The following is a 25,861-nucleotide window of genomic DNA, read 5'->3' as shown; positions in this document are numbered from 1 at the left end:
AGCATATGACAGACACGGCTGCTGATACATTTTGACGTCATTTGCTTCTGGAAAACCGATGTCAGCGCACCGCCAGTTCCTGGCCGTTCGGCAGAAAACGAATCAATATGAAGGTGACCAGAAGGGGCGTTCTGCACAGTGGCAGAAGTTGCTCACACCCCTCATATGAGGCCCGTACTCCCAATATCGGTCACAAGGGAAGAACGAGTTCGGCGCGAAGCCCCCCCTCGCGGCGGTTGATCAACCGCACCTCGCCGCCATGATCCTCGGCTATGGCTTGTGCAATACTCAGGCCCAGCCCAATTCCCTCGAAGGCGGCGGAGCGGGATTTGTCGCCACGGTTGAAGGGCAGGAACACACCTTCGAGCTGAGATGCAGGAATGCCAGGTCCGCGATCCTCCACCGAAATGACGGCAGCGTGCTTGGCACGATATGTTCTCACATGGGCCTCTTGGCCGTACTTGAGGGCGTTCTCGATCAGGTTCGTTACGGCACGCTTGATGCCGACACGCTTGCACGAGATGATGACGCCGGAGGCGCAGTCGCAGCCGATGGTTGCGCCACTGTCAGCCAGATCATCGCAGATGCTGGCCACCAGGGCTCCAAGATCGATGCGGCTTTTGGGCTCAGCTGGGTCCGATGTACGGGCGTAGTTCAGAAAGGTGCCGATTATGGCGTCAATGTCATCGAGCGCGCGCAAATTTTTGTCGCGTTCGGGCGAGGCAGGCATCATTTCGCTGCGCAACCTGATCTGCGTGATCGGAGTTCTCAAGTCATGGGAAATAGCGGCCAGAAATTCGGTCCTGCCGCGGATGAGGCGGATCAACCTGCGCTGCATCTTGTTGAAGGCCGTTGCGGCCAACACGACTTCGCTTGGGCCGGAAACGGGAAGTGGCATCGAGAACAGATTGCGCCCCAGGCGCTCGGCCGCTTCGGAAAGACGGGCAAGCGGTTGTGTGACCCGCCTCACCAGCCAGAACGCAACCAGTGCGATCGCAATCGCACTTGAGATGATGTTGGCCAGAAACAGGCCCGGCAATGACGTTGGCTGGATACTGAGAAGACCGATGAAGTTGATCCATTTGTCAACGTCATGCCGCATCGAGATTGCCAATGCGGACCCTTCGTCGGGAAGGTTGCGGGCATAGGACGGTGATCCGGCCCGACCCGATGGATCGAATGGTGGAGGGTCGAGTTGATATCCCTCTTCTTCGATGAAGCGAACACGCAGGTCACCTTCGGCAATGCGCGGCACCTGGGTCCGAAGATAGGCGGTGATGTCGCGTTCGGTCTTTGTCGGGTCCGGCACGGCCACGGCTGGCTCATCAGACAACCAGACACGAAAGTTGCGAGTATCTGAGAAGGAGGCAATGTTATCGTGCCAGTCCGCAGGCAGCTCATGCAAGAGGCGGCTGATGTCTGCGGCTCTTTCGGCCCGATCCACAGCCTCGGTGATCGCAAGCGTATCCCGGCGATCGAGGGCATAGAAGAACAAGCCGGCGACGTGGGACAAAATGAAACTGGCAATGATGATCACGGCAGTCTGGAACCGCATGCTGGAATAAAGGGCCATCAGGCCGCGTCCGGCGTAAACAGATAGCCGTCGCCCCAGATCGTCTTGATGATGCGCGGCTCGCGCGGGTCGTCGCCCAGCTTGCGCCGCAGCCGGCTGACCTGGATATCGATGCTGCGATCCGATATGACGGCAGAGCGACCATGGGTGGCGTCCAGAAGCTTTTCACGCGACAGCACCACCTGTGGCCAGGTGAGAAAGGCGATCAGCAGTTCGTATTCCGCGCTGCTCAGCTGGACAACGATCTCGTCTGCCGAGATCAACTCCCGCTTGCCGGTATCGAGACGCCATCCGTCGAAGGAAATGAACCTGGAGGTTGGTTCCTGAGGTGCCGGGCTCGGGCTGGTGCTCCGCCGCAGCACGGCCTTGATCCGGGCCAGCAGTTCGCGCCCGTGGAAGGGCTTTGGAAGATAATCGTCGGCCCCCATTTCGAGACCCAGGATGCGGTCGAAGTCGTCTCCTTTCGCAGTCAGCATGATGATCGGGGTTGTGACCCCGGTCGCTCGCAGTTCGCGGCAGAAGGTGAGGCCGTCCTTGCCCGGCAGCATGAGATCAAGGACCATGAGATCCACCGAGCCTTCTTCAAGCAAACGCTGGGCTGATCGTACATTCGGGGCCTGGCTGGCCTGATAGCCATCTGCCGAGATGACTTGTGACACGAGATCGCGGATCTCTGGATCATCATCGACAATCAGAATGTGATGGTTCGACATCTCTCCCGCCCTCCTTCTATCCCGCTGCTCCATTCTTCCCCAAGTATGCAGCCACTGCTCGAAGAATTCTCAGGAAAGTGGTGACAGAATGTGTCGGCGGGGTCCGTCTGTCACAGCCTGTCACAGCCTCGACAAACACACCGCGAATTCCAAACGCCGGTTCGGGTTACACAGGGTGCATGAACACCAGCACAAGGAAATTGCGGGAGCATTAAGTAGAGCAGGTCGAGGTGTTTCGGCTTCTGTGTCTTTGTCCGCGAAGCTTCCTTGCACGAGTCCTGGTGAAAGCCAACACAGGAGACACTTCCATGCGTGCAACACAGATGAGACTTCTTATGGCGGCCTCCGCCCTCGCATCAGGGCTCGCCGGTATGGCAACGGCCCAGGAGGCGAAGATCGAGGCCGAGATCGTTCCGCTGGCAGACTGGCGGTATGATGAACTCTACACGAACGGCATCAGCGTCGATGACATGATCGGTTCCGACGTAAAGGGTCCCACGGGCGATGACATCGGTGACGTGGAGAACGTCTTGATCGGCCAGGACGGGCAGGTCTTGTCGGTTGTGGCCGAAGTGGGCGGCTTTTTCGAACTCGGCGACACCCATGTGAACATCCCGTGGGACATGGTTGAAGCGTCCAAGTGGGATGACGGCATCGAGATCCCGTTCACGCAGGAGACGATCGAAGACTTCACGCTCTTCACGGATGAGGTGGTCACCGCCAGTGATGCCACTTCAGACGTCGAGGAAGTCGAAGGCGATGGAGCGGGTGTGGTCGATACTGGACGCCGCGTCTGGCGTGCAGGCGAGCTTATCGGGGACTACGCGCGCCTGAAGGACGGGGATGGCTTCGCCAACTACGGCTATATCGACGACCTGATCGTACGTGATGGAAAGGTCGCGGCCGTGGTGGTGAGTCCGGATGTGGGCTGGGGCGGCGGAGGCTACTACGCCTATCCCTATTATGGCTATGATCATGGCTGGAACCCCGGCAGCGGGTTCTACGATCTGCCTTACGAGCGCGACGAGGTCGAAGCGCTCGAGCCCTTCGACATAGAACAGATCCACGACTGATTTTCCAGGAACAAGCGGCTCGCCCTGGCGGGCCGCTTCCCGCGAAGGAGGAGGGAAGAATGCTCAATGACGCCGACTCCTTGGCGATGTGGCATCAACTGGGCCTCGGGCGCCTGACCGTCGATGCGTCGGTGGTCAGGCGCAGGTCTGACGTGGACAAAGGATGCACGGAGAGTAATGATTGGCCTTGCTTCCCTTGCCGGCTTGGCGCTGTTGGTTCTGGTCCACGTTGTCACGCCAAGACTCAGGTTCCTGGAGGGTACCCCGCGCAGCGTCTGGCTATCGCTCGCAGGAGGCGTGTCGGTGGCCTACGTCTTTGTCCACTTCATGCCCGAACTCGCAGCAAGCCAGGAGAAAGTCGCCGAGGCGGTTGGAGGGGAGGGCACCCTGATCCCGGCCGAGCGGCACGTCTTTCTGATCGCATTGGCAGGTCTCCTCACCTTCTACGGCCTTCACCGCCTTGCGCAAACCTCGCGCTCGAAGCGCGCGGGCGAGCAGGTAAACGGCGGGCGCGGGTCAGACATGGAAGCGGCCACCAGTTCACGGGTGTTCTGGATTCACATGGCCTCCTTCGCGGTCTACAACCTCTTGGTGGGCTACCTGCTTTTGCACCGCGAGCAGATGACGCTCAGCAGCTTGGCGTTCTTCGCTACCGCCATGGCGCTGCACTTCGTGGTGACCGATTACGGGCTCCACGAGGACTACAAGGCGCCCTACCGCCAGATCGGGCGGTGGATACTTGCTGCAGCGGTCATCGGGGGCTGGCTCCTTGGCCTCGTCACCGAAGTGCACGAGGCGGCCATAGCGACGCTGACCGCCTTTCTCGGCGGCGGAGTCGTGCTCAACGTGCTCAAGGAAGAGGTGCCGAGTGAGCGGCAAAGCCGCTTCTGGGCCTTCGCGGCCGGAGCCGCAGGTTACGCCGCGCTGCTGCTCATGCTTTGATGAAGTGGTCCGCGGCAGCGCATGCTTTCCAGGAAGACGTTGAGTAGATGATCCAGACGAACGCCGTCACTGGCCCGACGACGGCCTGCACGATAGCGGCGTGCGCATGCTGGCGAAGATTGCCTAAGGAACGGCCGGGACTTTGCGCGGGGTTCGCAGACCAGAGAAGCCCGTGACAGTCCCGCCCTTTAGGGTTGGGCATTGAATTGGGCGCCGCTTGTCTGGTGCCTCGAAACAGGGGGAATACGAATGCACGCCACTGCGCAGGGACGTACCATAGCCTGGGGCTTCGCGGCGCTTCTGCTTGCGGCCAACGTGGCGGGCTACGCCTTCGACCTTTATGCCGCGTTCTGGTGGTTTGACCGGGTGCTGCATGCTGCCACGCTTTTCGCGCTGACGCTGTGGCTTGCGCTTTTCGTCTGCCCGCCGGTCCTGCGCCCAGGACAGCCCCTGCTCTTCATCCTGCTGATCGCCAGCCTCGGCATCGCTATCGGCGCCTGGTGGGAAGTTGCCGAATGGGGCTTCGACCTGCTGGCGCCGGGCGATGTCATCAAGGGCAAGGATGACACCGTTATCGACATCGTCATGGATACGCTCGGTGCCGTCCTTGCCGCTTCCCTGGCCCCGCGGTTCCTTCTGCCGGGTCCGGCGGATGCGACGGACCCCTTCAGGTGATCTGTCACGACTGCCGGAACGGGGGGTTTGATGCTGTCGCATCTCGCCCTGGCGGGCCGCTCCCTCTGAACAGGAAGGTGGCTGGTTGAAACCAACCCATTCGGGTCAGCAAGCCAGCACGAGGTGTGGGCTCTGGAAAGGACCGGGAACCCAGGCATGGCAGCAGCGTTCGCCCCATGACTGGCACGGCGCAGATCCCGCTCCACTCGGGTTGCAAGTGAGTCTCCGACAGTCGGGAGTATGTCTTGGAAACAGCAGCTTCAAAGGCTTACGAAGGCTTTGGTCTGGCAGGTCAGGTTGCGATTGTGACTGGCGCAGCCTCCGGCATCGGACGGGGTTGCGCGCTGGCCTTGGTCAAGGCCGGGTGCCGCGTTGTTGTCAACCATCTTCCCGGCGATGAGGATGATGCAAGGGAACTCGTCAAGGAACTGGAGGCCGAGGGCAACCAGGCTTTTTCCTTTGCTGCAGATGTCAGTCAAGGCGATCAAGTCGAGGCGATGTTTGCCGAAGTCTGCAGGCGCTTTGGAACCGTCCACATCCTGGTCAACAACGCCGGAATCCAATCCGGCGCGCCCTTTCAGGACATGACATTCGAACAATGGCGCAAGGTGATGGCGGTCAACCTTGACGGCCAGTTCCTTTGCGCCCGAGCCGCAGTCCGCGAATTCCTGCGGCGCGGCCCGCAACCTCAAGTCTCGTCGGCCACGGGGAAGATCATCTGCATGAGTTCGGTTCATCAAGAAATCCCCTGGGCGTTGGAGGCCAACTATGCTGCGTCCAAGGGCGGTGTGATGCTGCTCATGCAGTCCCTGGCACAGGAGCTGGCGATCCATCGTATCCGGGTCAATGCCATTGCACCGGGGGCGACCCAGACGGCCATCAACCGTGCTGCCTGGGACGAACCCGAGGCACTGGACGAACTTCTCAAGCTGATCCCATACGGGCGCATCGGCCAGCCGCAGGATATTGCGAACGGAGTGCTTTTTCTCGCGTCGGACCTTTCGGACTACGTTACGGGCACCACGCTTGTGGTGGATGGCGGCATGATGCTCTACCCCGCCTTTCGTGGCGCAGGATAAGCCCATGAGCCGTCCGATCGAGGATTATGGTTTTATCGGCAACATGTTGTCCTGTGCGTTGGTTGCGCGCGATGGCTCCATAGACTGGCTTTGCCTTCCGCGCTTCGATTCGGACGCCTGCTTTGCAGCCCTTCTTGGCACACGTGAACATGGCCGCTGGAAGATCGCACCGGCAGGCAAGATCCTGCATGTGAGCCGCCGCTATCGTCCGAGCACGACCATTCTGGAAACCAGCTTCGAAACACCGGAAGGGGCGGTGACGATCATCGACTTCATGCCGCTGGCCGAGGACGAGGACCATGTCGATCTGGTCCGTATCGTGCGCGGCGATCGGGGCCGGGTCGAGATAGACATGGACCTGGTGCTGCGGTTCGATTACGGCCGAACCACCCCCTGGGTGCGCCGGACCGATCATGGGTTGCGCGCTGTGGCAGGACCGGATGCGGTGGAACTGTCCACTCCGGTCGGCCTGCAAGGAAAGGACATGCGCACGGTTGCAACCTTCAGCATCGGAGCTGGCGCCGAGGTGCCCTTCACGCTGAGCTGGCACCCGTCCTATCTGCCGGCATCCCGCCGGTGGGACCCGGCGGCGCAGTTGCACGAGACGGAAAGGTGGTGGCAGGAATGGTCCGGCACTTGCACCTTTGCCCTCGAAAAACAGCACCCGTGGCACGAGGCTGTCACCCGCTCGCTCATCACGCTCAAGGCACTCACGTTTCAGCCGACCGGCGGCATCGTTGCGGCGGCGACCACATCCTTGCCGGAAACGATCGGCGGCGAGCGCAACTGGGATTACCGGTATTGCTGGATCCGCGATGCCACGCTGACGCTGCTGGCCCTGGTGAGTTCCGGCTACAGGTCCGAGGCCCGGGACTGGCGGGAATGGCTGCTTCGCGCCGCCGCCGGCGACCCGGAGCAGCTGCAGATCATGTATGGGCTTGCGGGGGAGCGGCGGCTGACCGAGACCGAGCTGCCGTGGCTGCCCGGATACGAGGGTTCAAAGCCCGTGCGGGTCGGCAACGCGGCCTACGACCAATTGCAGATCGATGTTTATGGCGAACTCATGGACGCCCTTCATGTCGGGCGGAAGTTCATGCTTGAACCATCCGAGGCAAGCTGGCGCTTCCAGAAGCTGTTGCTTGCCGATCTCGAGGGAAAGTGGAACGAGCCTGACGAAGGCATCTGGGAGGTGCGGGGCGGACGGCGGCACTTCACCCATTCGCGTCTCATGGCCTGGGTTGCCTATGACCGCGGCATCAAGGCGGTGGAGGATTTCGGACTTTCCGGCCCGGTGGACCGCTGGCGGACACTGCGCGACACGATCCGCGACGATATCCTTTCCAACGGTTGGAGTGCCAAACAGAACAGCTTCGTTCAATACTATGGTGGAGAGGCCCTTGATGCCTCGCTGCTGCTCATCCCGTCCGTCGGGTTCCTGCCGCCAGAAGATACCCGCGTCATCGCCACGGTGGAAGCGGTCCAGCGGGAGCTGGTGGAGGACGGGCTGGTTCTCCGCTATAGGCCGGACGACACTCCTGACGGCCTCAGGGGGGCGGAAGGCACGTTCCTCGTCTGCAGCTTTTGGCTTGTCGACGCCCTGACAATGATCGGGCGGCTGGAAGAAGCGGAGGCCCTTTTCGAGCGCCTGCTGTCCCTGCGCAACGATGTGGGGCTGCTCGCCGAGGAGTACGACCCGCGCGGGAAGCGGCAGCTGGGCAACTTCCCGCAGGCGTTTTCGCATGTGGGACTTGTGAACGCCGCACATAACCTGATCGCTACCCAGGGACCCGCAGAGGAACGCGCAGACCGGACGGACCGCCCTGCTTCCGTTCCCCAAGATACCAACTGCCTGAGACAGCCTTTCGTGGCCAAGTCGCACCAGCGAGAACAGGCGTCTTGAGGAAAGTAATGGCTTTGCAGAGCTTCCCCGTATGGCGGCAACTTTGGTAGCATGAGAGTTGCATGCCCCACGGAGTAAGCAGTGCAACAAGGTTGCTTACAGGACTGTGAATGATCGTAACTGATCAGGTCGATGATCTGACAGTATCTCTTACAGTTCGTATGGCTGCTCCATAACACCCGTTAGGTGCCGGAAGAGTTGTAGGCGCAGAGTAGAATTGTCGCGAACTGGCAAAGTTGATTTGTCGCCCTTGCCCTGCTGCCGGAGCCTTGCGGTCGCCTGGTTGCCCCTGGCGCTGAAGCGGCTGCCCTTGTCGCTGCCCATTGTCTACATCGGCCTCGGGGCGGCGATCTTCTCGCTGCCGGGCATGGGGCTTGAACCATCGCCATTAGCCCATCCCGAATTCACCGAACGGTTCACCGAGTTCGTGGTCATCATCGCCCTGATGGGGCGGGGCTGAAGCTAGACCGGGTCTTCGGACTGCACCGCTGGCAGGTGACCTGGCGGCTCATCCTTGTGACCCTTCCCCTCAGCATCGCGGCGGTCACCGCTTTGGCCGGGACATGGATGGGTGAGATCCCCAAGCCGGCCCCGGCAGGATTGCCCTTTGCACCGCAAAGAAGCGTAACGGATATCGCTTCCTGCACGGGATGCCGCCGCAGCGGCCGCAAAGGCTTCCGGTTCAGGCAGCCGGGGAACAGTGCAGTTGGACCTCTGTCCGGCCTGCTCCGCTGGTGCCTTCCATGCAGCCAAGAACGTGACGGTTGACCAGAAAGCACCGCATCTAAAGAACGATGCCGCTTTTGAGGCGTTACCGAAGTCGGAATATGAGAATTCAAGCGAGTGAGACGATGTCAGCCAAGGACTACACGACGCAAACTGGTAATGGCGGAGAACTTCACCAACAGGCCGGAGGCAGCGTGCCTCCGCTCACGACACAGGTTGGTGCCCCTATTTCCGACGATCAAAACAGCCTTCGGATCGGACGACGCGGTCCTACCCTGATCGAGGACCAAGCTTTCCGCGAGAAGCTCTTTCACTTCGATCACGAACGCATTCCGGAACGGGTCGTCCATGCACGCGGCTATGGCGCCCATGGGTATTTTGAAACCTATGAAAGCCTCAGCGACATTACGTCAGCCGACATCTTCCAGCGCGCGGGTGAGAAAACAGAGGTCTTCGTGCGCTTTTCGACCGTTGCGGGCAACAAGGGCTCAATGGACCTAGCGCGCGATGTGCGCGGCTTTGCGGTCAAGTTCTATACCAACGAGGGGAACTGGGATCTGGTCGGCAACAATATTCCGGTGTTCTTCATCCAGGACGCGATCAAGTTTCCCGACCTCGTCCATGCCGCCAAGCAGGAACCCGACAGCGACTTCCCTCAGGCCCAGACAGCGCATGACAACTTCTGGGACTTCATCTCGCTTATGCCAGAGTCCATGCACATGATCATGTGGATCATGTCGGACCGCGCCATCCCGCGGTCCTTTCGCTTCATGCAGGGCTTCGGGGTCCATTCCTTCCGCTTTGTGAATGCTCGGGGCGAGGCCCGCTTTGTCAAGTTCCACTGGAAGCCGAAGCAGGGGATGCAATCGGTGATCTGGGACGAGGCGCTTCGGATCAACGGCGCAGATCCCGACTTCCACCGACGCGACCTGTGGACCGCAATCCAGTCCGGTGACTACCCGGAATGGGAACTGGGTGTGCAGGTCTTCGATGACGCCTTCGCCGAGCAGTTCGAGTTCGACGTTCTGGATGCCACCAAGATCATTCCCGAAGAGATCCTCCCTGTCCGCCCGATCGGCCGGATGGTCCTGAACCGGATGCCGGACAACTTCTTCGCGGAAACCGAACAGGTGGCCTTTCAGACCGGAAACATCGTGCCGGGCATCGACTTCTCTGAAGACCCGCTGCTGCAGGGCCGCAACTTCAGCTATCTGGACACGCAGCTGAAGCGGCTCGGAAGCCCGAACTTCAACCACCTTCCCATCAATGCGCCGCGCTGCCCGTTCCACCACTTCCAGCAGGACGGGCACATGGCCATGCACAATCCGCGCGGCCGGGCGAACTATGAACCGAACAGCTGGGGCGGTGCGCAAGGCGGCCCGCGAGAGGTGGCGCAAGGCGGCATCCGGGCAGTGCCAGTGTCATACAGCGGAGAGAAGGCCCGTGTGCGTTCCGAAACTTTTGCGGATCACTATTCGCAAGCCCGGCAGTTCTATATCAGCCAGACCGCCATCGAGCAAAAGCATATGGCGGATGCCCTGACTTTCGAACTCTCCAAGGTCAAGACCAAGGCCATCCGGCTGCGGATGCTCTCGCATCTACTGAACATCCATGACGATCTGGCAGAGGCGGTGGCGCAAGGCCTGGGCATCAAGGAGATGCCTGCCCCCGCGACGCCCGCCGTCCCGCCGCGCACCGACCTGCCCGAGAGCCCGGCCCTGTCGATCCTGAATAACGGTCCCGACAGTTTCGCGGGCCGCAAGATTGGCATGCTGCTGACCGAAGGCGCAGACGCGGTTTCAGTCAAGGCTATCGTCGATGCTGCCAAGGCCGAGGGCGCGATGGTGCAGTTCATCGGTCCATTGGCCGGCAGCGTGACGCTGTCCGACGGCACCGAGCTGGAGCTTGACGAAATGGTCGAAGGCGCCCCCTCTGCTATCTTCGACGCGGTGGCGATCCTGCCCTCGGCGAACCAAGTGGAGATGCTGGCCGCTATGCCCGCGGCGCGCGACTTCGCCGCGACAACCTGGGCCCACTACAAGTTCGCCGCCTATAATGATGCGGCAAAAATGCTGTTCATGAAGGCGGGCCTGCCGGAGGATCTGGATGGAGGCTTCCTGCCCGCGTCGGATGCGGCAAGCTTCATCGCCGCTTGTCGCAACCTGCGTTTCTGGGAACGGCAGAATGCCGCCTGAACCAACGGTGGGCGCCACACGGCGCCCATTCCCTTATCAGCGCAGATACAGCCATACTGCCACGCCTGCCAGATAGATCCAGGCAATCCCGAAAATCCAGGGGGAATGGATGGCAAGCAACGTCCCTTCGTGGAACCGTCGGCTCAGCGTCGGATCACGCGGCGGCTCGTCCTTTCCATGTTCGGTCGGCCAGTAATCCGCCAGGTCGCCGTGCTGTTCCAGCAGGGCGTTCTGCCGGTCGTGCCACCGCTGGATCACCCCGTAAGATGTCCGAATGGACCGCAGCGCATCCAGCGACAGGACGAAGCCCAGCAGTGCCAGGGGCAGCGAGACCAACAGCACGAAGATCCCCGGCTTGGTCCATCCCGCATTCATGGTTGAGGCATAGGCGATGACCAGAAAGGATTGAGATGACAAATAGGCGCCTAGCCTGCCCGACAGCATCTGGCTTTCGAACTGAATTTCGTTACGAAAGGCAGTCAGTCGCTTGATGTTCTCGTTGCGGATGTCGGTGTCTTCCATGGGAACCATCGCTGGATTGTCAGCCAAGATTGCCCAGGACGACCACCGCTTCCCAAGGCTCAAGCGTGATGGGACCGGCCGGCACCGAGTGACGTGGATGCGCCGTGCAGATCAGGCATGTGCCGTTGCTGGCAAGGCCGGGGGGCACCTCGGTTCGGGCGGGCTCGGACGAGATGTTGCACAAAACCGACAGCCGCTGGTTGTTCCACTCGCGGGTATAGGCCCAGATCTGTGGATGATCCTCCAGCCAGGAGACGAAGCGGCCTTGGACGATTACCTCATGCTGCTTGCGCAAGGCAACGAGGTGGCGGTAATGCGCGAGAACTGAGTTCGGGTCGTTGCGTTGTGCCGCGACGTTGATGTCCGCGCTGTTCGGGTTGACGGCAATCCACGGCTCGCCCGTCGTAAAGCCCGCGCCGGGTCCTGTGTCCCACTGCATCGGCGTGCGCGCGTTGTCCCGTGCGGTGATCCCGGCGCCTTCAAGGAACTGATGCTCGGGCAGACCCTGCATCAGCATCTCGCGGTGCATGTTGATCAGTTCGATGTCGCGATAATGGGTGATCTCAGTGAAGCCCGCATTGGTCATGCCGATCTCCTCGCCTTGGAACACGAAGGGCGTGCCGCGCATCAAGTGAATGGCCGTGGCCAGCGCCTTGGCTGACCGATCCCGCCACTGGCCCGCATCGCCATAGCGCGAAACAGACCGCGGCAGGTCGTGGTTGTTCAGGAACAGTGAATTCCAGCCGTCCACCTCCAGCGCTTCCTGCCAGTCAGTCCACACCTTCTTGAAAGCCACCAAGTCCAGTGGATGCGGGCGCCACTTGCCGTGCACCCTGTCCCAGCCAGCGACGATGTGCTGGAACTGGAACACCATGTCGAGTTCGCCTCTGTCGCGCCCGCAGTAAAGCAGCGCTGTTTCCTTTGTGACATTCCAGCTTTCACCCACGGTGACGACATCGCGGCCTGCCAAGACTTCACGGTGCATCTCTTGCAAGAAGTCGTGCAGATATGGGCCTTCGGTGATCAGGTCGCGGTCGATGTCTTTGCCGATCAGGTCGATCACGTCCATGCGGAAGCCACGCACGCCCCGATCCAGCCACCAACGCATCATATCATAGACTGCCTGACGCAGCGCGGGGTTCTGCCAGTTCAGATCCGGCTGCTGCGGCGAGAACAGGTTGAAGACATACCGGCCGACCTCGGGATAGAAGGTCCAGACCGGGCCGCCGAAATAGGCCTTCCGGTCGTCAGGCGGGCCGCCGTCCGGCGCAGGATCGCGCCAGTAGTAGAAGTCGTGGAACGGCGAGGCGCGGTCCTGCTTGGCCTCCAGAAACCAGGGGTGCCGGTCGGAGCTGTGGTTTACCACCAGGTCCATGATGATGCCGATGTCGCGCCGATCAGCCTCGGCCACCAGCCGGTCGAAATCTGCAAGCGTGCCGTATTCCGGCGCGATGTCCTGGTAATCCGAGATGTCATAGCCGTTGTCGGCCATGGGCGAGCGGTAAACGGGCGAGAGCCAGATCAGCCCGATGCCTAGGTCCGCCAGATGATGCAACCGGTCGATGATGCCTGGGATATCGCCCACACCGTCGCCATTCGCATCGGCAAAGCTGCGCGGATAGATTTGATAGGCGGTGCGGTTCATCCACCATTCTGTGCGTCGTGTCATCCTGTCTCCTTCGGAACAAGCTTGCGTCCCTGACGTTCATCACGGTCTTTCAGGAGCGTCCCATGCTTAAGTCTGTCCTTCCCATGCCGATCGGTGCCTCGCTGACCGAGGAAGGAACCTTTTTCCGTGTCTGGGCCCCCGACCGGCGGCATGTGAAGGTCCTACTTGACGAACCCGTTGCCCTGGAACCCGAAGGCAACGGCTATTTCTCGGCCCTTGTTCCCGGCGTAGTGGCCGGAACACGTTATGCCTTTCAGTTGGATGATGAGGACGGCCAATGGGCCGATCCCGCCTCGCGCTTCCAGCCCGAAGGGCCGGAGGGACCGTCCGAAGTCTCGGACCCGGCCTTTCCCTGGACGGATGCGGATTGGCTGGGCTTGTCGAGGCGCGGGCAGGTCGTCTATGAGATGCATGTCGGCACCTTCACGCCGGAAGGCACCTGGGCGGCTGCGGCCGAGCATCTGCCCCGGCTGGCGGATCTTGGCATCACCGTGATCGAGATGATGCCGGTGGCGGATTTCTTTGGCCGCTTCGGCTGGGGCTATGACGGCGTGAACCTGTTCGCGCCGACGCGGCTTTACGGGCGGCCCGACGACCTGCGCCGCTTCATTGACCGCGCCCATAGGCTTGGCATGGGCGTGATCCTTGACGTGGTCTACAACCACATCGGGCCGCGTGGAAACCCGCTGCCAGCCTTCACGCAGCGCTATTTCACCGATCGCTACGAATGCGAATGGGGCGAGGCGATCAACTTCGACGGCCCTGATGCCGCCCCGGTGCGCGAATACTTTATTCAGAACGCCGCCTACTGGATTCGCGAATTCCACTTCGACGGGCTGCGGTTGGATGCCACGCAAAGCATCTTCTGCGCCCGCACACCCCATGTCATTGCCGAGATCGTCCAGGCCGCGCGCGATGCTGCCCACCCACGCCAATGCCTTATCGTGGCCGAGAACGAACCGCAGGACGCGGCCCTGCTGGCCGATCCTGCAGAGGGCGGGCAGGGGATCGATGCAGTTTGGAACGATGACTTCCACCATTCTGCCATGGTCGCGGCCACGGGACGCAACCCGGCCTATTATTCCGATCATCGCGGCACCGCGCAGGAATTCATCTCGGCCGCCAAGCACGGCTGGCTTTACCAGGGCCAGAACTATGCCCACCAAGGAAAACGCCGGGGTGAGCCCGTACTCAACCAGCCACCGGAAGCCTTTGTCACCTATCTGCAGAACCATGATCAGGTGGCCAACACCGGCAGCGGACGGCGGATTGATCGGCGAACAAGCCCGGCGCGGCTTCGTGCCTTGACCGGCCTGATGCTGCTGATGCCCGGCACACCCATGCTGTTCCAAGGTCAGGAATTCGCGGCCTCGACGCCCTTCTTCTACTTCGCCGACATGGGAAAGGAATTGCGCGGCCCCATTGCCAATGGCCGGGCCGAGTTCCTGAAGCAGTTTCCCGCGCTGGCAACCGTGCAGATGCAAGACCGTCTGGCCCCGCCGGACGAGCCCGACACCTTCGTGAACAGCCGGCTGAACTGGGCCGAATGGGACAAGCACGTCGAGGCCGTGGCCCTTCATCGCGATCTTCTCGCCCTGCGCCGGACCGATCTGGTGCTTGCGGCGCAAGGTGCGCAGGGCTTGGACGGCGCTGTACTGGAGCAAGGGTCGTTCCTGCTCCGCTTCGGGCGGGGCCGCGAGGTGCGGCTGCTGCTGGTGAACCTCGGGCGTGACCTGCACAAGGCATCACTTCCCGAACCGCTTCTTGCGCCGCCCCTCGGATGTCGCTGGCAGCTGGCTTGGTCGAGCGAGGACCCGTCGTATGGCGGCAGCGGCACGCCTGAACCCGAAATCGATGGCGCTTGGACCTTGCCTGCCGAAGCAGCCGTCCTGATGGCACCGATGGTCAAAGAGGAGCGACGGGCCTCAGGACTTCCGTAACCGAGCGGCATTCAAGGCCTCGTGCAGCCGCTTCGCCAACATGCGAAGCCAGCCCGGAGCGGAGTGCGCGTTGCCCTTTTTCATGCGTTCAGGCCTGCTGAAGAGACGCTTGGTGCCTCTGGCTCGCATAACGATGTCGCCGCTGCCCTGGCGCGACGGCGGAACCCTTGCGACTGGTGGAAGTTGGCCTCGGCATGACACAGGGCACATCATGGACGTATCGCTTGGGACGACTGTTTCTGCTCACCGTTGCCCTGTCCTGACGCAGATGGTCATCGCCATTCCTGTCAGAAACGAAGCCGAGCGACTTCCACAATTGTTGCGTGCCCTGGTAGCGGCGGCCTTGCAGTCCGCCTTGCCGGTAACCGTTGTGGTCTTGGCCAACAATTGCACCGACCACAGCGCCGACATTCTCCGTTCTTTCGCTCATCCCTTGCTGCGTCTGGAGGTGCATGAGATCACTCTTTCGGACCCCAATGCGGGCCTTGCCCGGCGCTTGGCCATGGATCTCGCCGCGCGGACGGGTGCGCTGATGTTGACCACGGACGGAGATGCCGCGCCCGATCCCCACTGGATCGCGGCGGCGATACACGCGGCGACTGCAGGGGCTGACCTGATCTGTGGCAGGATCGAGGCCGATTGCCGCCATGTCCTGGCCACGCCCTCCGGACGCCGCGTGGCAGAGGCAGAGACAGCCTATGGCAAGCTGCAGCACGAGATCCGCCATGCGATGGACCTTTTGGATGGCCGGCAGGGTTCATCTCGACCGCATTACATCGAGTCTGGGGCCTCCATGGCAATCCGCGCTGATTGCTATCGCCTGATCGGCGGCTTGCCCAAGGTTCGATCCAGCGAAGACCGGGCCTTGGTCCATCACGCCGAGGCACAGGGCCTGATCGTCCGATATGCAGAGGACATGCTCGCCACTGTCTCGGGAAGACTACACGGTCGCGCGGAAGGCGGCATGGCGGAAACCCTGCTCTATCGTATGCAGGAAGAGGATCCCGTGGCTGATCAGTCGATGCTACCGGTGCCTGTGCTGGCAGACCTGTGGTCCCAAGCAATCGCTCGCCGTAGCCTACATTACCCCAGTCGGGCCCATCCTGTTGGCGTCAGGCTGCGCGCTTCGGATCTGGAGGCAGGACTGCCGGAACTTGGGAGATTGGTCGAGCAGACGGTGCGTCCGCAGCTGCTGATGCAACAGGAGAGGGCGGCATGACCGATATCGCGCATGCTGCGCGGCTTGTGGCCGAAGCTCCATGCGATGGGCCCGATGGTCCTTCGGGAAGTGCCTTGGCAGCCGCGCTGCGACACGGGGGCCTTCTTGAGGCCTCCCTCACGCTCGAAGAGCTTTTCGAAGCTTTGGTTGCGATCGGCAAGGCAAGTCTGTCGGCAGGCCGTCTCTTCGAAGGTCATGTGAATGCAGTCAAGCTGTTGAACCTTTATGCCCCGGGGCAAAGACCCGATGGCCTGCTGGGCATCTGGGGCGCCGACGGCCCCGATCCGGTCAGGATAGAAGGCACCGTTCTGCGGGGGCAGAAGCTGTTCGCCAGCGGTGCGGATGTGCTGGACCATGTCGTCGTGACCGCAAGGAACGAAGACCAGGTGCAGCTCCTGTTGTTCAGCCGCCCGCAACTCGCGGGGCGACTGTTTCCGGAGGAATGGCAGGTCTCGGGAATGCAGGCGACTGCGTCGGGGCGCTGCAACCTGGACGGCCTTTCCCCCGATCACGCGGTCTGCATCGGGGGCGTCGGCGATTACCTGATTGAACCGCACTTCCAGGGCGGCGTGTGGCGCTACGGCGCTGTTCAGTTGGGTGGAATGCAGGCCCTGACAGCCATCACCGCCGAGCAGCTGCAGCAACGGCAGCAGGAAAAGGCGCCCTTGCAAGCAATGCGCCTCCACCGCATGGTGACGGCCTGTGAAACAGCTCGGCTCTGGCTGAGGCAAGCCGCGCAGGCGGTCGAGCGTCCTGAGGCAACTGCCGATGATGCCGAAGCCTCGATCCTTGCCCGGCTTCTGACCGCGCGCGAGGCAGTTGCGCTGATGAATGCCATGGACGAGGCCTTGGGTGCAGCTTCCTTTGCGACAGCTCATCCTGCCGACCGCATCCGCCGCGACCTGAGCTTTTATATCCGGCAGGCTAATCCCGATGGCCTGGCCTTGGGAGCCATGGCGCGCATCCTGGATACGCCTGCCTTGCGTGAACGGTGGATCGGATGAGCAGGTTTCTTGACAACCTTGGTCCGTCCGTGACCGTTGCGGACCTTCTGGATGGCCGCTCCCTGGTGGTGCTTGCTCCACATCCCGACGACGAGACGCTGGGCTGCGGGGCATTGCTGTTTGATGCCGCTGCTGCCGGCGTTTGCTGCAGCGTGATCTGTGTGACGGACGGCAGCCGGTCGCACCCGAAGTCGCGGACATGGCCGCCCGATCGGCTGGCACGCCAACGACGGGCCGAACTTGAAGCCGCTGTTGCTGTTCTGGGCGTGCCCATGCACTGGCTTGGCCATCGGGACTGCGAGGTGCAGACAGACGCGGATATCTCTGATCTGATCCCGCAAGGCTCCTTGCTCCTGGCAACGTGGGAGGGCGATCCGCATGTCGATCATCAGAGCGTGGCGCGCTTTGGGCGCAGGATGGCCCGTCCGGATGTGGCGCTTGCCTTTTACCCGATCTGGGGTCGCTTCACAGAGCGCACTGCCTCGGCAAGAACCATTACGGCTTCAGAACCGGCGCGGCTTGCCAAGCGGCAGGCTCTGGCCTGCCATCTCAGCCAAATGACGCGGCTGATCGATGATGATCCCGACGGCTTTGTCATGGAGGCGTGGCGGCAAGAGCATTTTCTTGACCACCCCGAGATCATCATTGCCCCATAGCGACACCCTTGCCCATCTTGCCCGCCTTTACGGCGCAAGCGAGGATCCCTGGAACCATCGCTCCAGTTCCTATGAGGCTGCCAAATACGAAACAACACTCTCGGCGATCGGACCTGGTCCGTTTCGCCAGGCCCTGGAGATCGGCTGCGGCAACGGTGAACTGGCGGGCCGTCTCGCGCCACGTTGCCGTCGCCTGACGGCCATGGAATGCATCCCCGCCGCCGCGCAAAGCGCCCGCCGCAGACTCGCTGGGTTTTCCCAAGCGGAGGTTCTGGACGGTTGCGCGCCCCAGGACCTTCCCCGGATACAACCCGATCTCGTCCTTCTGTCAGAGGTGCTTTACTTCATGACGCCTGCGGAGATCGGGGTATTGGCCCTTTGGCTGAACAGGAACGCGGCTGGTCCGATTGTGGCAGTCAACTGGACGGGACCCACGGACGAGCCGCAGACGGGACCTGAGGCTGTCGGCTTGCTTGCGCAAGGCCTTCTCACCCGGCAGGTGCAGCACTTCGAGGGCTTTCGGATCGATGTCTTGGCGACAGCGAAGCAGGAGAGTGTCCAAGCGCCCTGACCTGGGTTTGTGCTGGTCCATGGTGAAGGCTCTGTGCCTCAACGGGCTCTTGCTTGGCGCCGATGCCGGCTCAGGAACAAGATGCGGGCGCCGCAGCAGAAACCCAGTCTTCGATAGTCAACATCATCTCCTGTCCTCTTCTGGCCGGTCACGCTTTGGCGAGACGGCGCCGTATTCCGCCGGGCAGGGACCGGGGGCGCAAACCGGGCGCGGCGGGGCGCCCGCGCGGGGATCCAGAGGGGGGAACGCAAGGCAAGCCGCGAGGGTTGGTGGGGAATGCGGATGCCCTGTCCGCATTCACTGCTGAAGGAGGAAAGCAGATGACACGTGATTGGGAAGATCGCTACCGTTCGGGCGGAGGCTATGGCCGCCGCGACGATTACGGGCGCCGCGACAGATCGCGCGACTGGTCCGACAGGGCCGGGGACGAGGTGCGGTCGTGGTTCGGCGACGACGATGCCGACCGTCGCCGCCGCATGGACGACGACCGCGACTATGGCGGGGGATATGGCGGGCGGTCCGGTCGCGGCGGCTATGGCGACGATCATGGCCGGTCCGGCGATTACGGATCCCGCCTTGGTGATTACGGCAGCCGTTCGGGCGGGGGCTATGGCAACGACTATGGCCGGTCGGGTGATTATGGCGGCCGTTCCGGCGGCGGCTATGGTGGCCGTTCGGGCGGCTATGGCAGCTCGGGCGGTGGCTACGATCCCTATGACCAGGATCGCGGTTATGGCGGCGGACGCGACAGCGGCTATGGCCGGGGCGATTTCTCGGAGGCGATCCGGTCGGGAATGGCCGGGCGCGGCATGGGCACGTTCGGCGCCTATGGCGCGCGGGATTTCGGCGACCGCGATTACGGGGACCGCGACTATGGCCGGCGCGGCTATGACCACGGCAACTACCGCGGATCCGACGACCGTGGCTTCTTCGAACGCGCGGGCGACGAGGTGGCGTCCTGGTTCGGCGACGAGGATGCGCAACGCCGTCGCGAGAGGGATGCGGGCCACAGCGGCCGCGGTCCCCGGAACTACAGCCGTTCGGACGACCGCATCCGCGAGGATGTCAGCGACCGTTTGTCGGACGACCGCCATATCGACGCATCCGACATCGAGGTCTCGGTCAGCGGGGGCGAGGTGACGCTGGACGGCACCGTGGACAGCCGTTCGGCCAAGCGCCATGCCGAGGATCTGGCCGAAAGCTGTTCGGGCGTGAAGCATGTCCAGAACAACCTGCGCGTCAGGGATCGGCAGATGTCGGGCGGCTATTCCGGCGCGATGTCCGGCAGCGGTTCGACCGGCATGAGTGGCAGTTCCGGCAGCGGCATGGGCAGCACCGGCGGCAGCACCGGCCTGGGCGGCAGCGCCAGCAGCGGGATGGGCAGCACCGGCACCAGCGGCACCACCGGAACGACCGGCAGCGGCGGCGGCACGACCAGCACCGGAAGCGGCAGCAGCAAGACGCAAGTGTGACACGCTTCTTGACCACCGCCCCACTTGGGGCGGTGGTGATCGATGGCAATGAAGGAACGAGCAGCCGAGTGCGAGCCGTTCCTTCCGGCGGGGCAGGTCCCTGTTCTTTGCAAGGATCCCATGGCCACGCTGTTCCAGCCCGACCCTTACATCCTTGTTCTGACCGGCGCGGGGTTTCTGATCGCCCTGGTGGCCTGGTTGCCCCTAGCGCTGAAGCGGCTGCCGTTGTCGTTGCCCATTGTCTGCATCGCCCTCGGGGCGGCGATCTTCTCGCTGCCGGGGGTGGGGCTTGATCCCTCGCCCCTGGCCTATCCTGAATTCACGGAGCGGTTCACGGAGTTCGTGGTCATCATTGCGCTGATGGGGGCGGGGCTGAAGCTGGACCGGATCTTCGGACTGCACCGCTGGCAGGTGACCTGGCGGCTGATCCTTGTGACCCTTCCCCTCAGCATCGCGGCGATCACCGCTTTGGCCGGGACATGGATGGGCCTGGCCTGGCCCGTAGCGCTCCTTCTGGGCGCGTCCCTGGCGCCCACCGACCCGGTCTTGGCCGCCGACGTGCAGGTCGGCCCCCCGAAGACCGGAGAGGAGGATGAGGTCCGCTTCGGCCTGACCTCCGAGGCAGGCATGAACGATGGCGCGGCTTTTCCCTTTGTTCATCTGGCGATTGCGTTGTCCCTTGCCGCTGCCACGGGCGAGCCCTGGGCCATGAGGTGGCTGACCTACAACGTCCTGTGGGAAATCGGCGCGGGCGTTGCGGGCGGATACCTCATCGGCCGCGCCTTCGGCTGGGTCACCTTCCGCATCCCGGCTGAGACGAAGCTCGCGCAGACAGGCGACGGGCTGATCGCCCTGGCGGCGACCTTCGTATCCTATGGCCTGACCGAGATGATCCAGTCCTACGGCTTCCTGTCGGTCTTCGTCACCGCCCTGACCTTCCGCCATGCCCATCGCAGCCACGACTTCCACCGCGAGATGCACGATGTCACCGAGCAGGTCGAACGGCTGGCGATGATGGTGCTTTTGCTGCTCTTCGGTGGTGCTCTGGCCCGAGGCCTGCTGGAAGGGCTGTCCTGGTGGGATGTTGCAGCGGCTGTGGTGATTCTGCTGGTGATCCGCCCCCTGACGGGGCTGATCGGCCTTTGGGGCTTTCGCGCCGCCCCCGGCGAGAAGCTGACCATTGCCTTTTTCGGCATCCGTGGCGTGGGGTCGTTCTACTACCTGTCTTATGGGCTGAACCACATGGAGGTTACCGGGGCCGAACACCTTTGGGCCATTCTGGGTCTTGTGGTTCTTTTGTCTGTCCTGATGCACGGGCTGACCGTGACGCCGGTGATGCGCCTTCTAGATCGCAAGCAGGGCCGCAACCCCGATGCAGAAGGCCTGCCCCCGCCGGGCCTGCAGGGACCGGGGGCGGACTGAGCCGTGCGGGGGCATGAGCGTCCTACAGAGATCAAAGCCAGACAGCTTTAGCGCCCGGCACAAAGTTGTCGCGGCCGCGCGCAGATCAACCAGGAAATTCCTTCTGGCTAGCTACCGCCGCAGCACCTCAGGCCGGAAAAGGCTCTCGTCCACCTGATCAAGCAGATCAAAGCGGTCCATCAGCGGGTGATCCAACCGGATCGGATTGACCCGCTTGTACCAAGTGCTCCGCAGGCGACCCAAGACCGTTTGGAGAATGCCCCGGGCATGCTCGTCCCCAGCGAATTCCAGGAGTTCCGCTATCCGGTCCGGCGTGGTCTTGGGCTCCACCTGCAGCGCTTGGCCGATGGCGAAGATCATGATGTCCCATTCCAGATAGGTTGCGCCGATCTGCGCCTCGTCGTCTGCGCCAATCCCCAACCCGTCGGTCGGTTTGGCGCGCCACGTTTTCTCGGGCACACCCAGCGAACGGGCCAGCCACGGGATCTCCCACGATTTCAGCAGCCCCTGGATCGGGGCCACGTCGCCGACGTCGCCGTGCAATGTCCAGAAACCCGCGCCCAGTTCCGAGAAGTTATCGGTGCTGGCGACCAACCCGCCCAAACGATGGGCCTGATCATAAAGGGTCATCATCCGCAGGCGGGCGCGCAGATTACCGCGTCGCGTGCGCGCGAGGGTGGAGTCGTCTGTTCCAATGGTGGGGTCAACACGCCCGAGAGCTGACACCATCGCCTCGTATTCGGGCGACAGGTCCAGGTGCAGATGCTCGATCCCCAGGGCCGCACAGGCCTCGATGCCGCGCTCGGTCTCGATCGGGTCCTGATGAATCGGAAGGGTAAAGCCCACCACCCGCCAGCCCGCCGCCTTGAACAGCGCGGCGGTCAGAGCGGAATCCACGCCACCGGACATGCCCAGAACAGCGGTGCCGACCGCCCCCTGCACGCGGTAGGCAGCAAGCTGATCAATGATCTTCTGCTGGGCTTGGGTCAGGTGCGCCTCTGTGGCGAAAAGCCCTTGGTCGATCTGCGCCCTCAAGCGCCGGTCAAACCATGGTGTCAGGCCGCCCGATGCTGCCTGCCGCGATAAGGTCAGGATTTCAGAATAAAGCATGCAGCCTCCAGCGATCATCCTTGAAAGGCTCGTCCTTCCAAGCCATCAAGCAATTACGCTCAGATCAGGGGCGTCTCGCTTGTCTTGGCATAGTCTTCTGCGTTCATGATCCGGCAGTTCCAGAGCCTGCCATCATCGCCCATGTCGCAGATCCACCAATGTCGTTGCGGGATCAGAGACACCTGAACCAGATGTCGTCCCCAAGCAAAATAGCGGATCCCTGTTCGAAAGCCGCTCTCCTCCTCTGCACTTGCCACGGCACGGACGAGCCTCTCATCCTTCATCCGCGTGGCTTCGACATGAGTAATCATGTTGCAGCTCCGTCAGGCTTCTCCTGGCTGGATCACACAACTTCTGCGGGTCAATCCTGTTCCGCCTTCCAAGCTTTTTCGTTTTTGAAGCCTTCCGCTTTCCTCAGGCGAACAGCAGCGGGCTCAATCTTTAGCAGCCTTCCATAACACTCGTACTGCACGGACGATTTATGTGAGTTCTGACACCAGATTTTTTTTTGCAATGAGCATAGGCAGGCTTGGTACGCCCATTGCCATGACCTGCAATTGTGTAGTTCTGCCCGCCGATGGTGTTCGAAGGTTAAATGCCGCTCGACTGCGGTTTTATCCAACGCGGATAGGTCGGCACTTGGTGACGCAGGATCGCGCACATCCATTCCTGATGCGTTCCTCCCAGGCTATATTTCGTCAGGGAAATAGAATGTTGAACTTTCTCGCATCATTCGCACGACCGCCAGCACTGCCGGCGATGTTGCATGGGAGCCATAGGCGACGGCAAACCGAAGGGTAGGGAAGGGGGGAGAAACCTCGATGACCTGCAGGACCTTGGCGTCGATCCGATCCTGCATCAGAGATCGAGGTAGCAGGCTGATCCCGAGGCCCGCTTCGGTCAGTGCGGTTACCATGCTGACTGAACTGCAATGGTTCACCCAGTTCGGTACCGCCGCGTGATCCTTGAACCAACGTACAGCCATTTGGTAGAGAGCCGAACCCTCCGACAAGGAGATGATGGGATATACTGCCAGTTCATTTGGCGAATGCCGATGCGTTGGGATGCCCAGCACGGGACTGGCCATCCAGGCATAGTCGAAACAGCCGAGATCTTCGACTTCGACATCCTTGCCGGACATAGCCGGCGTGACGATCGCGGCATCAAGAAGTCCGGCGTTGAACTTGCTGATCAGCCGGTCGGCGAGATCCACATCGACCGACAGGATTACCTTCGGGTATTGGATCCGTGTCGCTTCGACAAATGAACTGAGCCATGTCATGGCAACGGTTTCGGAGGCGCCGAGCCGTACGGTCCCCGAGATTTCATGGCGCTCCGTCATACTCGCCGTTATCGCATCAACTCTTTGCAAGAGCTCTTCTGCCTGCGGCAAGAACTCGCGGCCTTTTGCCGTCAAGACCGCCCGACGTGTTCTGGTATCGAACAGGGTCACACCAAGCTCGCGCTCCAGTTCCCGGATGCGACGGGAGATGCTCGGCTGAGTAGTGGCAAGAGCACGGGCGGCGGCTGAATAGCTGTTCAGCCGAACAATGGTACAGAATGCCTGAACATGACTGAGTTCTATCATTATACGAGAAGCGTATAAGTCTTCTATCAGAATGACAATTTGCCTGAACAGGAAAACTTGCCCCATCCTTACTGCAAGGTCGGTGCCTTGACGCTTTGGCCGACAACGAAAAACAAGGGAGGTCGATCATGACACAACAATCACACCTGTGTTTCACAATGACTGCCTGTTTGGCCCTCACGTGTCTGGGATTACCGGCTGCGGCGGGCACAACGCTGAACTTCAATAGCCAAGTCCTGGAGAACACCGTTTCCGGGCAGATTGAAAAATGGTTTGCCGAGGAGGTGACCCGGCGCAGCGAAGGCGATCTGACCATCAAGGTGTTCTTCGGCGAAGGATTGGGCAAGGCGACCGAAAGCCTGTCACTGATGGAAGACGGCGCGATTGACTTGGCCAGCATGTCTGCAGGTTACTACCCGGCCGAACTGCCTCTCACGGCCGCGCCGAATTCGATCCCGATGGCGCTTGATACAGTCAGCCAGTCGATGGAATTGATGACGCGCTTGCTGGAGGAGGTTCCCGCAGTCCGCGAAGAGCATGCCCGCAATGGCGTGCGCGCCTTGTTTTTTCATAATCTCAACGAATACTACCTGGTCTCCACAAAGCCCCTCACGACGTTCGAAAGCCTGAAGGGCGAACGGATGCGCACCTGGGGGGCGGATATGCCCAAGCTCGCCTCGGCTGCAGGCGCGATCCCTGTTACCGTCGGATTGGGTGAGGTCTACGAAAGCCTCTCAAGCGGAGCGATCTCGGTCATTCCACTTTCCTATGACTACACGCGCGATTACCGCCTCTACGAGGTGGCCAAGAACATATCGACTGTTCCCGCCTTCGTTGGGCCAACTGGGGGCGTCTGGATCAGCGAAACGGCTTGGTCCAACCTGACGCCCGATGATCAGCGACTGATCAAGGAGGTCGCTGCCGAAGCGTTGCAGCGCGACTTCGAGGAAGTAACCGCCGCCGCAGAGGACGCTCGCGCCTACCTTGTAGAGAATGGTGTGACGCTTCACGAGTTCCCGGCCGAGGAATTGGAAAAATGGAAGAGCGCCAATCCCGACTTCCTTGCCGACTTCGTGAGGCAGATGGAGGCTGCAGGGCAGGGCGATGCGGCCCGCCAGATCGTGCAGATCTACGCCGAGGTTCGCGATGAAAAGGAATGAGGAGCAAAGCCTCCCGCTTCTGGCGCGGCTGGAAGGCGGGATGGGCAGGATCAACCAGATTTCCGTCAGCTTGGCCGGGCTGTCGCTCCTGCTGATGGCCGTCATCGGGGCTGCGGACGTCGTTGGCTCGGGCTTTGGCAAACCCGTCGTCGGCGCATACGAACTGATCGAGACCTTGATGGTTGTGACGATCTTCATGTCCGTCGCGGCCGCCCAGCGGAAGGGGGCTCATATCAATGTCGAACTGGTGAAGCACATGCTCGGCGCCCGAGCGCAAGCCGGGCTTGCTCTGCTGGGTATTCTCGTCTCCGGGGGACTGTTCCTGCTTGTGGCCTATTATGGCTGGTTCGCCACGCTGAAGAGCTTTGCTTCAGGAGAAATCAGGCAGGGACAACTGGGCTTCCCGGTCTGGCCGGCGCGTCTTGCGCTTGCCCTTGGGTCCAGCCTTATGGTGTTGCAGTGTCTGGTGCAGGCTGCCTCGACCCTGAGGAGCTTCGTGCGGGGCGATCTACCCGCTACTGCCACGGCTGCTGTCAGCCACTGAGCATCCTTCTGGCCTACGGGCCCGTGCTCTCCGAACATCTCCTCAATCGATCCGAGACAGTTCCGCTGCTTGTGGAAGTGAAGCTCGGTGTTCACCCTGGAGTCTCCC

The 25,861-nt window shown here is 61.9% G+C and carries 23 protein-coding genes; 16 read left to right on the top strand and 7 right to left on the bottom strand.

Annotated features, from left to right (window positions below; translation table 11 throughout):
- Positions 1 to 190: 190 nt before the first annotated feature.
- Both IEX25_RS15075 and IEX25_RS15070 read right to left on the bottom strand, forming a co-directional pair.
- Entirely contained in the window at positions 191 to 1,573 is a 1,383-nt protein-coding gene (locus tag IEX25_RS15075; RefSeq protein ID WP_188716020.1) for an ATP-binding protein, read from the bottom strand.
- Positions 1,573 to 2,286 carry a response regulator gene (locus IEX25_RS15070; protein WP_188716018.1) on the bottom strand — a complete coding sequence of 238 codons (714 nt, stop codon included), beginning with the start codon at positions 2,284 to 2,286 and terminating at the stop codon, positions 1,573 to 1,575. The genes IEX25_RS15075 and IEX25_RS15070 overlap by 1 nt, the downstream gene beginning before the upstream one ends.
- A gap of 308 nt (positions 2,287 to 2,594) precedes the next feature.
- Here IEX25_RS15070 and IEX25_RS15065 point away from each other — a divergent pair, with 308 nt between their 5' ends.
- From IEX25_RS15065 to IEX25_RS15035, 7 genes are all read left to right on the top strand, one after another.
- Positions 2,595 to 3,359, top strand: a complete 765-nt coding sequence (locus IEX25_RS15065) for a PRC-barrel domain-containing protein (protein WP_188716016.1) — start codon at positions 2,595 to 2,597, stop codon at positions 3,357 to 3,359.
- Positions 3,360 to 3,536: 177 nt separating this feature from the next.
- Positions 3,537 to 4,301 carry a hypothetical protein gene (locus IEX25_RS15060; RefSeq protein WP_188716014.1) on the top strand — a complete coding sequence of 255 codons (765 nt, stop codon included), beginning with the start codon at positions 3,537 to 3,539 and terminating at the stop codon, positions 4,299 to 4,301.
- 249 nt (positions 4,302 to 4,550) lie between these two features.
- On the top strand, positions 4,551 to 4,976 hold the full coding sequence (locus tag IEX25_RS15055; protein WP_188716012.1) for a DUF2238 domain-containing protein: 426 nt from the start codon (positions 4,551 to 4,553) through the stop codon (positions 4,974 to 4,976).
- A 245-nt stretch (positions 4,977 to 5,221) separates the two neighbouring features.
- Positions 5,222 to 6,055, top strand: a complete 834-nt coding sequence (locus IEX25_RS15050) for a glucose 1-dehydrogenase (RefSeq protein ID WP_229665284.1) — start codon at positions 5,222 to 5,224, stop codon at positions 6,053 to 6,055.
- Between the two features lie 4 nt (positions 6,056 to 6,059).
- On the top strand, positions 6,060 to 7,955 hold the full coding sequence (locus IEX25_RS15045) for a glycoside hydrolase family 15 protein (protein WP_188716010.1): 1,896 nt from the start codon (positions 6,060 to 6,062) through the stop codon (positions 7,953 to 7,955).
- A 241-nt stretch (positions 7,956 to 8,196) separates the two neighbouring features.
- Complete coding sequence (locus tag IEX25_RS15040; protein WP_188716009.1) at positions 8,197 to 8,415, top strand: hypothetical protein; 219 nt, start codon at positions 8,197 to 8,199, stop codon at positions 8,413 to 8,415.
- Positions 8,416 to 8,806: 391 nt separating this feature from the next.
- A complete protein-coding gene (locus IEX25_RS15035) occupies positions 8,807 to 10,876 on the top strand; it encodes a catalase (protein WP_370463873.1) in 2,070 nt (689 codons plus the stop codon).
- 36 nt (positions 10,877 to 10,912) lie between these two features.
- Here IEX25_RS15035 and IEX25_RS15030 read toward each other — a convergent pair whose 3' ends face one another.
- Positions 10,913 to 11,398: a RipA family octameric membrane protein gene (locus tag IEX25_RS15030; protein WP_167623945.1), complete on the bottom strand. Its 486-nt coding sequence runs from the start codon at positions 11,396 to 11,398 to the stop codon at positions 10,913 to 10,915.
- A gap of 19 nt (positions 11,399 to 11,417) precedes the next feature.
- Positions 11,418 to 13,067 carry an alpha-glucosidase gene (locus tag IEX25_RS15025; RefSeq protein WP_167623946.1) on the bottom strand — a complete coding sequence of 550 codons (1,650 nt, stop codon included), beginning with the start codon at positions 13,065 to 13,067 and terminating at the stop codon, positions 11,418 to 11,420.
- A 62-nt stretch (positions 13,068 to 13,129) separates the two neighbouring features.
- Between IEX25_RS15025 and treZ the strand changes: the two genes are divergently transcribed.
- From treZ to IEX25_RS14990, 7 genes are all read left to right on the top strand, one after another.
- The gene (treZ, locus tag IEX25_RS15020) at positions 13,130 to 15,007 is read left to right on the top strand and encodes a malto-oligosyltrehalose trehalohydrolase (protein ID WP_188716005.1); all 1,878 of its coding nucleotides are present in this window, start codon (positions 13,130 to 13,132) and stop codon (positions 15,005 to 15,007) included.
- A 268-nt stretch (positions 15,008 to 15,275) separates the two neighbouring features.
- On the top strand, positions 15,276 to 16,226 hold the full coding sequence (locus IEX25_RS15015; RefSeq protein ID WP_188716003.1) for a glycosyltransferase: 951 nt from the start codon (positions 15,276 to 15,278) through the stop codon (positions 16,224 to 16,226).
- Positions 16,223 to 17,230: an acyl-CoA dehydrogenase family protein gene (locus IEX25_RS15010; protein ID WP_188716001.1), complete on the top strand. Its 1,008-nt coding sequence runs from the start codon at positions 16,223 to 16,225 to the stop codon at positions 17,228 to 17,230. Before IEX25_RS15015 ends, IEX25_RS15010 begins: the two co-directional genes overlap by 4 nt.
- Positions 17,227 to 17,886 (top strand): PIG-L deacetylase family protein, encoded by a 660-nt coding sequence (locus IEX25_RS15005; RefSeq protein WP_188715999.1) that lies wholly within the window; start codon positions 17,227 to 17,229, stop codon positions 17,884 to 17,886. Before IEX25_RS15010 ends, IEX25_RS15005 begins: the two co-directional genes overlap by 4 nt.
- Positions 17,855 to 18,457: an SAM-dependent methyltransferase gene (locus tag IEX25_RS15000; RefSeq protein WP_188715997.1), complete on the top strand. Its 603-nt coding sequence runs from the start codon at positions 17,855 to 17,857 to the stop codon at positions 18,455 to 18,457. Before IEX25_RS15005 ends, IEX25_RS15000 begins: the two co-directional genes overlap by 32 nt.
- 320 nt (positions 18,458 to 18,777) lie before the next feature.
- Positions 18,778 to 19,929, top strand: a complete 1,152-nt coding sequence (locus IEX25_RS14995; RefSeq protein ID WP_188715994.1) for a BON domain-containing protein — start codon at positions 18,778 to 18,780, stop codon at positions 19,927 to 19,929.
- A 120-nt stretch (positions 19,930 to 20,049) separates the two neighbouring features.
- Entirely contained in the window at positions 20,050 to 21,351 is a 1,302-nt protein-coding gene (locus IEX25_RS14990) for a cation:proton antiporter (RefSeq protein WP_188715992.1), read from the top strand.
- Positions 21,352 to 21,462: 111 nt separating this feature from the next.
- Here IEX25_RS14990 and nadE read toward each other — a convergent pair whose 3' ends face one another.
- From nadE to IEX25_RS14975, 3 genes are all read right to left on the bottom strand, one after another.
- Entirely contained in the window at positions 21,463 to 22,461 is a 999-nt protein-coding gene (nadE, locus tag IEX25_RS14985) for an NAD(+) synthase (RefSeq protein ID WP_229665283.1), read from the bottom strand.
- A gap of 59 nt (positions 22,462 to 22,520) precedes the next feature.
- The gene (locus IEX25_RS14980; RefSeq protein WP_188715990.1) at positions 22,521 to 22,772 is read right to left on the bottom strand and encodes a hypothetical protein; all 252 of its coding nucleotides are present in this window, start codon (positions 22,770 to 22,772) and stop codon (positions 22,521 to 22,523) included.
- A 377-nt stretch (positions 22,773 to 23,149) separates the two neighbouring features.
- Complete coding sequence (locus IEX25_RS14975; RefSeq protein WP_188715987.1) at positions 23,150 to 24,115, bottom strand: LysR family transcriptional regulator; 966 nt, start codon at positions 24,113 to 24,115, stop codon at positions 23,150 to 23,152.
- Positions 24,116 to 24,177: 62 nt separating this feature from the next.
- On the opposite strand from IEX25_RS14975, the gene dctP reads away from it, so the two are divergent.
- Positions 24,178 to 25,209: a TRAP transporter substrate-binding protein DctP gene (gene dctP, locus IEX25_RS14970; RefSeq protein WP_188715985.1), complete on the top strand. Its 1,032-nt coding sequence runs from the start codon at positions 24,178 to 24,180 to the stop codon at positions 25,207 to 25,209.
- Positions 25,196 to 25,753 carry a TRAP transporter small permease subunit gene (locus IEX25_RS14965; protein ID WP_188715984.1) on the top strand — a complete coding sequence of 186 codons (558 nt, stop codon included), beginning with the start codon at positions 25,196 to 25,198 and terminating at the stop codon, positions 25,751 to 25,753. The genes dctP and IEX25_RS14965 overlap by 14 nt, the downstream gene beginning before the upstream one ends.
- Positions 25,754 to 25,861: the final 108 nt, after the last annotated feature.

This window comes from Paracoccus acridae (assembly GCF_014642735.1).
Taxonomy (GTDB): domain Bacteria; phylum Pseudomonadota; class Alphaproteobacteria; order Rhodobacterales; family Rhodobacteraceae; genus Paracoccus; species Paracoccus acridae.
This window is presented reverse-complemented; position numbering and strand designations above follow the sequence as displayed.